The 12,172-nt window shown below is 59.2% G+C and carries 9 protein-coding genes and 1 pseudogene; 1 reads left to right on the top strand and 9 read right to left on the bottom strand.

Annotation, left to right across the window (positions count from 1 at the left end; all coding sequences use genetic code 11):
* Positions 1 to 220: 220 nt before the first annotated feature.
* The 5 genes from IRZ24_RS10115 to IRZ24_RS10095 all read right to left on the bottom strand — a co-directional run bounded on the left by IRZ24_RS10115 (position 221) and on the right by IRZ24_RS10095 (position 6,555).
* Positions 221 to 1,927, bottom strand: a complete 1,707-nt coding sequence (locus IRZ24_RS10115) for a deaminase domain-containing protein (protein ID WP_297163419.1) — start codon at positions 1,925 to 1,927, stop codon at positions 221 to 223.
* 50 nt (positions 1,928 to 1,977) lie between these two features.
* Positions 1,978 to 2,292 carry a hypothetical protein gene (locus IRZ24_RS10110; RefSeq protein ID WP_297163416.1) on the bottom strand — a complete coding sequence of 105 codons (315 nt, stop codon included), beginning with the start codon at positions 2,290 to 2,292 and terminating at the stop codon, positions 1,978 to 1,980.
* 698 nt (positions 2,293 to 2,990) lie between these two features.
* Positions 2,991 to 3,995, bottom strand: a complete 1,005-nt coding sequence (locus IRZ24_RS10105; RefSeq protein ID WP_297163413.1) for an SMI1/KNR4 family protein — start codon at positions 3,993 to 3,995, stop codon at positions 2,991 to 2,993.
* Between the two features lie 191 nt (positions 3,996 to 4,186).
* Entirely contained in the window at positions 4,187 to 4,612 is a 426-nt protein-coding gene (locus IRZ24_RS10100; RefSeq protein ID WP_297163410.1) for a deaminase domain-containing protein, read from the bottom strand.
* Between the two features lie 272 nt (positions 4,613 to 4,884).
* A complete protein-coding gene (locus IRZ24_RS10095) occupies positions 4,885 to 6,555 on the bottom strand; it encodes a thiamine pyrophosphate-binding protein (RefSeq protein WP_297163408.1) in 1,671 nt (556 codons plus the stop codon).
* A 425-nt stretch (positions 6,556 to 6,980) separates the two neighbouring features.
* On the opposite strand from IRZ24_RS10095, the gene IRZ24_RS10090 reads away from it, so the two are divergent.
* Positions 6,981 to 8,765: an ABC transporter substrate-binding protein gene (locus IRZ24_RS10090; protein WP_297163406.1), complete on the top strand. Its 1,785-nt coding sequence runs from the start codon at positions 6,981 to 6,983 to the stop codon at positions 8,763 to 8,765.
* A gap of 37 nt (positions 8,766 to 8,802) precedes the next feature.
* On the opposite strand, the gene IRZ24_RS10085 is transcribed toward IRZ24_RS10090, so the two are convergent.
* The 4 genes and pseudogenes from IRZ24_RS10085 to IRZ24_RS10070 all read right to left on the bottom strand — a co-directional run.
* Positions 8,803 to 9,693 (bottom strand): DegV family protein, encoded by an 891-nt coding sequence (locus tag IRZ24_RS10085; RefSeq protein WP_297163402.1) that lies wholly within the window; start codon positions 9,691 to 9,693, stop codon positions 8,803 to 8,805.
* 103 nt (positions 9,694 to 9,796) lie between these two features.
* Entirely contained in the window at positions 9,797 to 10,717 is a 921-nt protein-coding gene (locus tag IRZ24_RS10080) for a glycerol-3-phosphate acyltransferase (protein WP_297163400.1), read from the bottom strand.
* Between the two features lie 417 nt (positions 10,718 to 11,134).
* Positions 11,135 to 11,518, bottom strand: coding sequence for a M48 family metallopeptidase (locus tag IRZ24_RS10075; RefSeq protein ID WP_297163398.1), 384 nt, complete (start codon positions 11,516 to 11,518; stop codon positions 11,135 to 11,137).
* Positions 11,515 to 12,172: pseudogene (locus tag IRZ24_RS10070) on the bottom strand (type I restriction endonuclease subunit R); the annotation flags it as partial. The pseudogene IRZ24_RS10070 and the gene IRZ24_RS10075, both read right to left, overlap by 4 nt.

Here is a 12,172-nt window from a genome sequence, read left to right as displayed (position 1 = left end):
GGAGAAGATGCCAAGCATTGAAAAGTGATGGTTGTACCATTATAAAAATAATTTAAAATTGAATTTTCAGAGATCCTATTGAAAGGATAATCACCAAAACGACGAGCAACCAAGCACTGGGCCCAGCCGCTTTTGCGGCAGCCTGTTATATGACAAACAGCTAATAGACCCAGGCCTGGTTGCAATCCCAGGACCATGTAGCTGCGAATAAGATAAAATCTCATGGGGCAGCATCTGTACTCGGGTTCCGAGAAGGGCCAATGTATTCAAAGTCGTAGTGTAGATCTACTGTGATACTATAGCGATCTTCGAATTGCTTAATGATGTTGCTGCAGGAAGGACAAGGCTCACGCTCTGTATAGAGGTAAACCTGCACTAACTTGGAACTGGAGCCTTGCTGTTGCATCCGATCAAGCTGGCGCGCAAGCTGATGGAGCGCCTTATCCTCCGAATCGTACAACGGGTGTTGTATGTTACCAGTATCAGCAAATTGGAAATCAGTAGGGTTAAATAGCCGCTCATTGTCGGCCACGGCGGGTGCGCTTTGTATCTGAATATAGGGCCTCGGACCCTCGGTAGGTATATGAGATACAGGGCTATTTTCACCACTTATAGCCCAAGTTGTGCCATGAGTACCATCTTCTAATTCATATCTGATAAAGCAAACATTGCGCCTTGGCCACGACCAATCCCTTACTACTCTGTTAGAATATCTACCTGCTTGTCTATAAGCTTCAACGATTCCATTTCTAAACTTCTGTGCTTCCTCAAAATCAGCAGAGACCTGGTTCCCGTAGCGCGCTCTGTACTGGTGAGGGACCTCGTAGGAGTTGCCTTGGCTATCGGAGATGAACCTATTACCATCGTTGCCCCCGGGGCCTGGACGCGCCTGCTGCTCAGCCTCGTTAGCGGCCTGTTGCTCGGCTTCATGGAGTGCTTCCCGCTCAGCTCCCTGGGCGCCTTCTTCTCCAGCTTCTCGGGAGAAGAGGGCAAGGAACTTCTGCAACCCTTTTTCTGCTCCCTCTAATATCAGCTTGCTCCCTGCCTCCAAAAGCTCCTTGAGGATGGTCTTTTCGAGAACCTTAAAGACTCCTCGCATGGCGAAATTGAAAATGTCGAGCTCAGGACAGAAGAGGGTTATGTCCTGGTAGAGAGTGAAGGCGATCATGAAGACAGCCCCAAGACGCTCTTGCGGCAGGGCATTGGGGTCATAAAGGATGGCTGCGGCGTTAAAGAAATCTTCGATGCTAAAGACATGATCTGCCACATTATTAAGCAACCTGGCCCCTTGGTTGGTGAGCCAAGTCATCGCCTGCTGAGTCTGGGCAGCCCACTGGGCCAGCGCCGGCTCAACCACTGCCAGCGCAGCGAGAGCATCGCCGAGCAATCGCCCTAGTTCTTTCTCTTCCTCCTGGGCATCGTGCACCAGACCGCTGAAATTAAGTTGGAAAACATCCTGGAGCAGATTACCGGTGGTGTGATCCAGATGGTCGAGAGTCTGACGCAGATCCGCACAGACAGCATGAATGGGCGCCTCCCCCTCACGGACGATCAGGTCGGGAGTGAGCTGATCCATAATGTGGTTGACCAAGGAGAGGAAGGGAGCTATGACTCTGTCCGCATCGCGAGCACTGGCTCTGAGCTGGTCGGCAGCCTGCTGGTGCATATCGGCTAGCTGCTGCAAAGAGTCAGTGATACTCTTTGTGTACTGATGCTGCTTCAGAACTATGCTGCTGAAGGCCTGAGAGGCGCGCGAACCAAGCACGTCAGAGACAGCGCTGCCCTGCTGATGCAGATGGTCATTGGCGTCGGCATGCTCTTGTACCAAGGTCCGCCAGTGCCTAGCCGCCTCTTCCAGCGGCTGGGCCATTGTTTCAGCAAAGATAGTAACTGGATTCTCAAAATGAATGCGCGTAGGGCCGGCCATCTCAGAATGACCTCCTTCTTTGCGCCCTGAGGGACGAGGAAAAGCTCTGCTTACTGCTTGTTGGAGGAGGAGTAATCACTGAAGGTCTGAGCAAGGTCTTGGTCAAGCTGCTGAGCAGCAGTAGCGGCACTCTCCAAAAACATGCAGATCCGATCGCGGATCTCCATCGAGCGATTCAAGAAAGCGCGAGCCCGCATGATCTGCCAATAAGCTTGCTCGTAATACTCAGAAGGAAGCTGCTGGCTAATGGAGTTGATCTCATCGAGTAGAGAAGGCGTACGCTGCTGCAGGTGCTGGGTGCGTTCAGAAATGCTTCGGGAAGCATAAAGCAGCCGCTGGGGAGCGAATAGGATAAGATCAGACATTAGAATCCTCCTTTGCTATACTCAGCGTACAGGATCAGTTAGCCAGGCTGGACTGGCATTCATAGCCAATGGCGCTGAGATGCGCTCAGGAGTCGGTAGGAGAGCGCACTGCTCTTCATGATGATCAGTATATTCCTATTCACACTTAGCATCATAGCATGAGGTAGGGAGATAGAGCAAGTACTGCCAGGATGGAAGTAATATTTTTCCTTATGTTGAAAGGGTGTGGCATATGAAAAGGCTGTAGCAGAGTGTCAATGGATAGAAGAGCCTTCTACGATTACATAAAAATGGTTAGAAGGCAAAGGATTAGGAAGACTGCGAGGAATATCAGAAACAGCTCTCATAAAACTGTCTCTGGGGCTCCCAGAGGAGGATAGCGAATGTGACGCTCAGCCGTAGAACGAGCTCTGCAGGTGGAAGCCAGAAGAGGACGAGGCCAAGGAGCCAGCTAAGACAAGAGAAATGCGAGGCCCAGATACAACCTGGACCTGCGTTCTCTCAAGCGTCAAATGCAGACTGCAGAATTGCCCAGACCCTGACTTGCCCGTTAAGCATAGGTCCTACCAGCTAACAAGGCCCTGATTAAGCCACTCCGTGACTTAGAGGCACAGGAGGAGAAAGCCGGCCTTTGTCTACTGCTCCCTCTGGTTGGCTGGCCTTCCTCCTGGACCCTGCAATAACGCAACAAACGAACGCTATTCCTGGTTACTTTCCCAAAGACAGCGCCGCTCGGCCAAAGCAATGCTCTCCTCTAGCTGGGCCATCACAAAATCACTAAGATGACGATGCCACCAGTCGAAACGAGGCTGGCGCGGATCATCCAGATGGCCGTACACAGGAGGGTCTTCCCCCTCACTCAGACGGAAAAAGCCGAAAGCCGACTCATAGCGCTGATAAAAGACAAAAGCATCATCGGGCAAACGAACCGGCACACGATCTGCTTGCAGCCAGGCCCGAGCCTGCTTTTGCAACGGCAAGAGCGTGTCGGTCGAGATCGCCAGCTCGCCCAACAGACCACTGTGATGATGACCAAGCCAAAGGAGCAGCTCGCGATAAGCCGCTGGTAAACGGCGCTGCAGTATGCGCTCCAGCTCGGCTATTTCCTGCTCAGAACATCCCTCAATAGGACCCGAAAGCAGCCCTGCCATCGCCTCATAGCGCGCACGCACACGCCCCAGATAACCGCCCGGCGGTGGGGTACGACGGGTCAGCGCTTCCTCCAGCGCCGCCCGACGCCTCAGAGCCTGCTCAAGCTCTTGCTCTATAAAGGTCACAAAGCTCTTCCCCGTAGGCTCCCAGGCACTTGGCTTGTCGGCCAGACGCTGCCAGCTATAGACAGGCGGATCATCTCCCTCACCGCTTCGGAAGAAAGCAAAGCGGTCATAGCCCTCGCGCCAGAAGATCAGCGCGTCTGGTGGCAGCGCATTCACTAGCGTCGGCAACCGCAGCGGCTCTCGCTCCACGAGATCGCCCCGTGCCCAGCGCTGATTAAACTCAAGATGCATCCAACAGCAAGAGATACCATCGAGCAGCCCACCGCTCCAGTGCCCAAGCCAGAGCAGAAACTCACGATAGGCTGGCGGAAAGCGCAAACCTAGCTGCTGCTCTAGCCAGTTTGCCCACGAAGGATAGCAAGGCTGCCAGCGCCCGTAAAGCTGCGGATACTGCCGCACACGCGCCTGCACTCGGTCCAGATACATTCAGCAACGACTCCTTTCCTGACCAGCACTCAGCAGACGCCACTTGCTCATCGCAGGTCGACTCATCCACCTGCCACGACCCCGCTCCATCAATTCAGGCAAAAAAGAGGAGACGGCCACGATAACTGGTGCTGGAGGATGTCCGGCGACTCCTCTGATCGACTCGCTTGGTTCACAGGCTGGCTGCCCAGCTAGAAAACTGGCTCGAAATCGTAGTTTACGGTCAGCTCAACGTGAGGGAACATGCGCCGGAACTGCCTGATCAGATCCTCGCACGCTGAGCAGGGCTGACGCTCACTGTAGAGGTGTACCCTGGCTTTGACAGAACAGACCGGCTCGCGACGCGGATTAAAGCGACGAGCCAGCTCATTCAGCAGCTTATCCTCAGCATCGGCCTCATGGAGAGCTGTCCCAACCGTGTGAGCCAGACGGATGGGAAAAAAGTAGCGCGCCTCGGGAGCTGGCGTCGGTACCGTGCCCGGCAGATCACGCAGGCTGCTCTCTGCCACCAGCGTCCCGCGCTGACCTGGCCCTAGCTCGTACTCGGCAAAAGCCCAGTTACGACGCGGCCACGGATCAGGCCGGTCCCCGGCTGACTGCGATGAGCCTGCCATCATTCTTCCTCCTTAGCCTGAAAGGCACTCATCAATCGTTCCTCTCTATTCTAGCTCGCTCTCGCTTTGCACAAAAAAGAGATCCCTTCATGCCTGACCAGGCAGGTCATCCTATGATAATCGTCATTGCTATCTTTTCCCTGCTTCGCTGCTCTTCTTCCCATTATAGGGTAGCAAAACGGGAGAGAAATGACAAGCAGACAGTGGAGGGACAGAGCAGCGCCTGGGAGTCCAGGCCCAGGCGCTGAGAACTATCAGACGACTGCTGATGCAGCTCAGCGCTGCGTCAACGGCACCTCGATCAGCAACGGACGCGCTGCCTCCTGCGGCAAGGCCAGCCGAGCACACAGCACCTGAGCCAGCTCCTCAGGGGTCGCAACGCGCTGACCCTCAACATGGAAAGCTCGGGCCAGGGTCACAAAATCGGGTGGCTCCAGGGTTGTCGCAATGCTACGTCCGGGGAAGCGCTGCGACTGATCGTTCTTCACCGCCGTGTAGCAGGCATCATTAAAGACAATAGTCACTACCGGAATACGCTCCTGGGCCGCCGTCGCTAGCTCACCCACATTCAACAAGAAGCCCCCGTCGCCACAAAGCGCCACCACCGGACGCCCTGGCGCCGCTAACTGAGCTCCCAACGCCAGCGGCAGGCCCGTCCCGATGGAACATAGCTCGGAGGCATGAATGAAGCTGCGTGGCTCGTATACTGGAAAAGCCTGAGCGGCGGCATAGCCAGCCAGCGTCATATCGGCCACCACAATTCCCTCACGTGGCAAGACTGCCCGCAACGCCTCCAGCCAGGGCATAACCTCGCCATAGATCTGCTGCGCTCGCTTGCTCAAAGCAGCGCGCACAAGCGCCACCTCCTCGCGGCGATCCTCGTAGGCCCCCGCCTTTTCCTGTAGTCCTGCTAAGAGAGCGATCAAGGCCTGACGGGCGTCGGCGACCAGGGCCACGCTGACCGGATAACGGCGGCCAATCTCGCCCGCATCGATATCGATATGGATCAGCTTCTCTGGCAAAGGTAGACGGCCCGTCTCTGACTGCCCACTCCGGCTACGCTCCAGAGCTGGCAATGTTGTGCGCTGCATCCCCAGCTTGCTGCCCACAACCAGCGCCAGGTCGGAGCGGCTCAGCAGTGGGCCAAGCGTGCGCGACGGGGCGCCACGCGTCGTGATCACCAGCGGGTGATCGTTAGGCAAGACATCATGGCTTTTCCCCCCGAGCACAACCGGCGCCTGCAGCAGCTCGGCCAGGCGCAACAACTCATGATTGGCCCCGGCTGCGCTCACTCCGGCCCCGGCCAGAATCACAGGCCTCTGCGCTGTGCGCAACAGCTCCAAAGCTGCCTGAAGCGCCTCGCTATCAGGAGCGACTGCTAGCGACTCCTCCTCCTCTAGCCTGGGCAACGGCATTGCCTCCTCAGCTTCCAGCACATCAAGCGGGATCTGCAAAAAAGCGCCGCGAGCCCGTCCTGTGCGCATCTGGCGCAGAGCCTCGGCAATAGCCTCTGGGATCTCTGCTACACGCTGCACTTCATGGCTCCAGCCCACCAACGCGCGTGCCAGCCCTAGCTGATCCTTCAGTTCATGCAAGCGCCCCCAGGAACGCCCGCCGGTCTCACCCGGCAAACTGGTCGCGATCACCAATAGCGGCAGCGAATCAGCATAGGCGTCGGCCAGCGGCGTGGCAATGTTGGTCACGCCTGGCCCCGTGATCACCAGGGCCACCCCAGGACGCCCGCTAATCCGCGCATAGCCATCGGCCATGTATCCCGCACCCTGCTCATGGCGCGCCAGCACGTGACGTATCCCTGGCTCATCGTAGAGCGCATCGTAGATCGGTAGATTGTGTACGCCAGGAATGCCAAAGACAACCTCAACATGGTGGGCGCGCAGGCTGGCGACAACGGCCTGCCCGCCAGTGAATGATAGCGTTGGCTGCATTGCTCCCCTGTTGCTCCTCGGTGATCTTCCTTCGCACCCCGCTGGAGCTGGGCCTCACCCGTGGCATCCAGCCCGCTAGCAAACCCCAGACCCAGACAGCTCCCAGCGCAATCTCTTTTTCAGCATCCTTCTCGCCCAGAGGGTAAGTAAGAGCGAAGACCCTGCAGCGTCACAACGCTCACAAGCTAGCTCTCCCTCTGCCTTCTCGTCCGCGAGACGGTGCGCTACTTCCTTATCATAGTACAGGCTACTCCCCGGCGCCAGGCCCGCCAGGAAAGGCAGCATAGGCAGGCCATGCCCTATGCTGTATAATGAGCAACAAGCCAGCAGCTTTCGCTGCAACTCCCTGCCGGCCTTTCTGAAAGAGATCGAAGAGTCCTTCGCCCTAGTAAGCCTTCCGCAAGCAAAAGGAAGGGGGGACCAGCATGAGCAGGCGCCTCGCTCAGGTAGTCTTATTGCTTGCCCTGATCGTCGTTCTTTGCTTGTTCTGCTACAAAGCAAGCGGCTCCGCTCAACTTACCACCTTTATCGGGCTTGCCAGCGGCATCATCGGCGTCGTCCTTCAGTTTCATGAGGCGCGAGGTGGTCTCATTCGGCTCCTGAAGGCGCTTAGAGAAGACCTGGCCACGCTACTCGCGCAGACACGCTTCTGGGTGATTGTGACGGCGCTGCTCCTGCTGGTCTTTATCGGCTGGAACATTCTTCCGCGCATCTGGCCACGCGCTCCCTCATCCCCAGGCTGCTCCTTGCCACGCAATAATCTGGCCACCTCAGCCTACATCGGCGTAACCAGTGCCCCCGATGGCCAACTTGTCGGTATCAGCGACGGCTCCATCATCTTAGACAGGACTCTGCCCGATCTGCCTCGCAAGCAGGAAGCAGCCAAGCAATATAGTGCTGGCAACCTCTCCGAGGCGCAGTCGCTCTGGCAAAGTGCCATCGAGCAGGTGACGAACGACGCCGAGGCTCACATCTACGCCGAGAATGTCACCGTCGAGCAAAGCGGCTTACCTGCGGTTACCCTGGTCGTTGCCACGCGCTTCACCCCGCAGTATCTCGGCGGCGCGCGCGATATCCTCCAGGGGGCCTATATCGCTCAGCGCCTCTTTAATGATACCCATACGCTGCGCCTGCGCCTCTTACTGGCCAACGCTGGCAATGGCGATGCTCTTCAGGTGACTTGTCAGATCATCCGGGCAGCCGGAGCCAGCGCGGCCTCCGCCAGCAGTGCGCCGCTAGTGGGGATCATCGGCTGGGAGCTCAGCAGGGATGTCAGCGAAAGCGTCACACTGGTTGACCAGGCCCATCTGCCGATGCTCTCGCCGACTGCCTCGGGCAACGACCTGCGCAACCTGCCCTACTTTGCGCGCATCGCCCCACCGGATGCGCTGCAGGGCGAGGATGCCGCGCTCTATGCCCGTCAGACGCTGGGGGCGCACCGCGTGGCTCTCTTTGAGGATCCACGCGACAAATATAGTCAGAGTCTGGCCTCCTCCTTTCGCCTGGCCTTCGAAGATGCGGAGCATAAGGTAACGGCCACTGAGGAGTACCGCGTTGGTCAACCCTCCACCCTACCATATCTACTGTTGCAAGCGCTGCATACCCAGCCTGACCTGATCTATTTTGCAGGCTATTCGGCTGATGTCAGCGTACTGCTGGAGGCGCTGCCGCCCTGTCAGCCCCCCTCGGAAAGGGCAACGGTAGCCTGTCCCCTTGTTTTGGGGGGCGACGCCCTCTACATCTATGGCAACTATGCCCAAGAGGCGCGTCCTGCCTTTCGCAGTGGGCGCCTCTACTTCACAGCTTTCGCCTTTCCCGATGAGTGGCAAGGGCAGACCTTGCCCCAGATGCAGACCTTCTTGCAGACCTACGCAGCGAGCTTCGGGCCGACGCCACCCGGTCACAGCCCCTACGGCTACACCCGACCGGACGCCGATAGCATGCTGGCCTATGATGCTGTCTCTGTCCTGGCGGAGGCCTGCTATCGCCTTTTCCAGCAAAGTCGGCCCTTGACAGGGCCGCGTGTGCAGCAGGCACTGCTCCAGATTAGCGGTAGCCAGGCCTGGCAGGGCATTACTGGCATGATTGCCTTTGGCAGCGATGGCAACGTGCTCAATAAGCCGGTGCTCTTGCTCCATCTGGACCAGGCGGGCCATACGCAGGTCAAACAGGTCTGGGGCTGCCTGCTCCGCGCGAAATGCTCGGCCTGAGCCTGGCGAAAGCCTCGCTCGCTTGTGGCAAGCGCTATCAAGCTGAGCGTTCGCTTGCGGCACTCCAGCTAGTGCCCATGCTAAGCGGCGAGCGGCTGACGACGGCGACAGCGGCAGTGCCCGGTCCGGTGTTGAGGGCCAGGGCGGCCCCCAACGGATACAGCGGCAGCTCGCCGGAGTAGATAGTCTGCAGCTCGCGGCGCAGATCGTCGGCAGCCCCTGGGCTGGATTCGCCTAGGATGATGCTTTCGATGGGGCGCATGGTCCTGACCAATTGAGCGATGTGACGGCAGGCGCGTCGCCGGCTGCGGGCCAGGCCTGCGGCGACGATGTTTCCGCGCTCCAGCACCAGAATCGGTTTCAAATCGAGCAGATCGCCCAGGGTTGCCAGCACCCCATTAAGGCGCCCGTTGCGGCGGACGAACTCCAGGGTGTCGAGGACGCCTAGAAAGTGCGTGCGTGCTAGTATCTCCTGGGCGTGAGCCCGGATCTCGACTAGCGTGCGTCCCTGACGCGCCTCCCTGGCGGCCTGCAGCACGGCTGGTAGCATGCCGATAGCGGCGCTTTGCGAATCGATGATCTCGATGGGCACCCGACGCAGTTCGTCAGGGAGCAGCTCGCGAGCTAAGTGCGCAGTCTGATAGGTGCCGCTCAGGCGCGACGAAAGCACGATGACTAGAATACCTTCGGCTCCCGCGGCGATCAGGCGGCTATAGGCCTGGACAAAGGCGGCGGGTGAGGGCTGGGAGGTATGAGGGAAGATCGGCGCCGCCTCTAGGCGGCGAAAGAGGGCCGCACTGTCGAGGTCGACGCCGTCAAGGACAGCCTCTTGGTCGAAGAGAATGACCAGCGGCACAATAGTGATACCGAGTGATGCGGCAACAGTCGGCGGCAGTCCCACCGTGCTATCGGTGACGATCCCTATCATTGTTGCTGCTCGCCTCTTCTCAGCTCCTTCTTGTTGCGTGTGGCGGGCTGACCCTCTCTTCTTCCTGTGCGACTGGCTGGCCGGCTCGTACTGAGATCGTTCCTTAATCGGGCGTATTGCGATCGTAGAGCAAGCGATAGAGCAAGGCCTTGGGCTGGCGTGCGGGACCGTGCTCAGCGTCGTCGGGCAGCGGCGCGGTCAGGCGGCGTAACAGAAGCAGGGCGGCCAGCAGAGGTGGAATGAGCTGCTGGCGCTGGGTGCGCTCATGCTCGCGCAGGCAGAGAAAGGTGAAGAGCAGGATGGCGGCCAGGCCGCTCAAAGGTACGACCTTGCTCCGCGTTGTTGTGGTGCTGATACTGTGACTGGCCCAGGACCTGCGGGTAGCTGGCGCGGGGGCCTGGTGGTGGGAGAACAGTGACCAGAGTCGCCAGAGGACACCACTGGCCAGGGTCGAGAGAGCCAGCAGGCCGGCGCGGCGGTTGATCTGCAGGGCGGCCCCCAGGAAAGCGCTCAGGCCGCGCCCGCCGTTGAAGCGCAGGAAGAGCGGCCAGCACTGGCCCACGACGCCGCAGACGCCGGCCAGTTCGGCCACTTCGCGCGGGTAGCCCAGGCGGCGGCAGATGCTAATCGGCAGATAGCCTTTGGAGGCGTCGAAGAGCGCTGCCGGTATTGCCCAGCGGCGACCGCGCTTGCTGCTGCTGAGCAGATTAGAGACGCCAACGTTGCCCGAGCCGCTCTGGCGCAGATTAACGCCGCTGCGCCGCCCGAGCCAGTAGACGAGCGGAAGCGAGCCGTAGAGATAAGCTGTTAACCAGGCGAGTACGTAGCGCGAGCGGACGGAGCGCCGCCAGGCGGGGGCCTGTTGGCGCGTGACCTGGACGGCCCGCCGGCTGGCACGGCCCAGTGAACCAAGGTAGCGGACGTAGCGCACGTAGCGGGTCGACCGGCCCTGTCTGAAACGGGTGGTCCGAGCGCGACTGCGACGGGCGGGGCTGCGGACTTCTCTGATGAGAGGGCTGCTCACAGGTTCGCGGACCTCCTCTCCTGCTGCAAGAGCCGTAATACTGCCTGACTGGCCCTTCAGCGCCCAGCCAGGCGCCTGTGACCGGGCTGCTCCGCTGCGCTGACGGCGCTGTCATGAGCCGCGAACAGGATGGGATCGCATCGGTCATGAGTCCAGATAGCTGTGTTCTTGAACTGTCTGTTCTGTTGTTCATGGAGGCCGCCGGCGCTGTGCAGCCTCACAGGCCGCGTTTTCTATCATTGTACCGGTAGAGGTCGCTTCCCTGCAAGCGTTGCCGGGTCAGGACAGGCAGGTGCTATCTCAACCTGGCTAGGCGGGTGAGTTGTAGCAGGAAGCCAATACTAATGGGCGCTGGCCAGAAGGGGATCAGGCCAGCTCTTGCCGGCCTTGGCCCCTCCTGGCCTGGTGCCATCCTCGTTAGAGGGCTGGCCTGTGCTCGTCAGGGGATTGGGCATAGCGCTGTAGCTCGCGCTCTCGTTCCTCCCAGTCTGGCAGATAGGCATGCATGAAGAGTTTGAAGACCCGGCCATGATTGGGAACGAGCTGATGTACGAGTTCGTGAACGATCACCAGCTCGCCCAGAGGACGCGGCAGCGTCAGCAAGGTGGGATCAAGAGCCAGCCAGCCATTTGGGGTGATGCGCCCCCAGGCATCGGGCATGCGCTGGAAACGCACCTGAGGCACCTTGACCCCGATGCGCGCCGCCCAGTAGCGCACGGCCCAGCGGAGTTCTTCATCGTCGTACCAGTATTGCGGTTCTTCAGGGGATTGTCGCTTCGATTTCTTTTTGGGCGCTTTCATGCTTCTTTTACTCGCTCCAGACGTAACAGTTTTGAGGCAAGGCTCACCGCTAACGTGACCCCACACACAGGATACAGCAGGCGATAGAGTTCGGCGCGCAAGTGGCTCTCTTGGGAAGGATTCCACTCATAGTCAGGATAGCGCTTAAAGGCCTCATCAAGAGCCTGAGCCTGCTGTGGACTGGCGGTGACCACCTGCCGGCGCAGCTCCTGGTAGATAGCAAAGGCGTTGCTACCTAGGCCCAGGCGTTGACGCTCCTCGCTGGCGTGCAGATATTCCTCGGCCAGCTTCTCGTACTCGTCGAGGGCCTGCTGCGTGGCAACATGGCGCGCCTCGTACTCGCGCGCTACCTCTTCGGCGCGCTCGCCGATCGAGACCAGGTGCGGCTCTTGCCTGGCTTTGGTTTCGACGGTCAGTGAGAGCAATTTACGCAAATTGATTATCTTTGCTAAAGAAGAGAGACGGCTATTCTTGAGGGCTTGCAGTCGTTCAAGGCTCAGCTCACGCACGGCCTCCGGGGCTGTTGGTGCGCTGCTACTAGTGCGCGAGCGCAGTAGGGCCTTGGTCTTGGCGGTCAGCTCGTGGTCGACAGGAACCAGGTCGAGGTCGCGGCGGACGATGGCGTACAGCTCGGCGAGCGCCTGGTAGTCTTCC

Source organism: Thermogemmatispora sp., assembly GCF_019683755.1.
GTDB lineage: Bacteria > Chloroflexota > Ktedonobacteria > Ktedonobacterales > Ktedonobacteraceae > Thermogemmatispora.
This window is presented reverse-complemented; position numbering and strand designations above follow the sequence as displayed.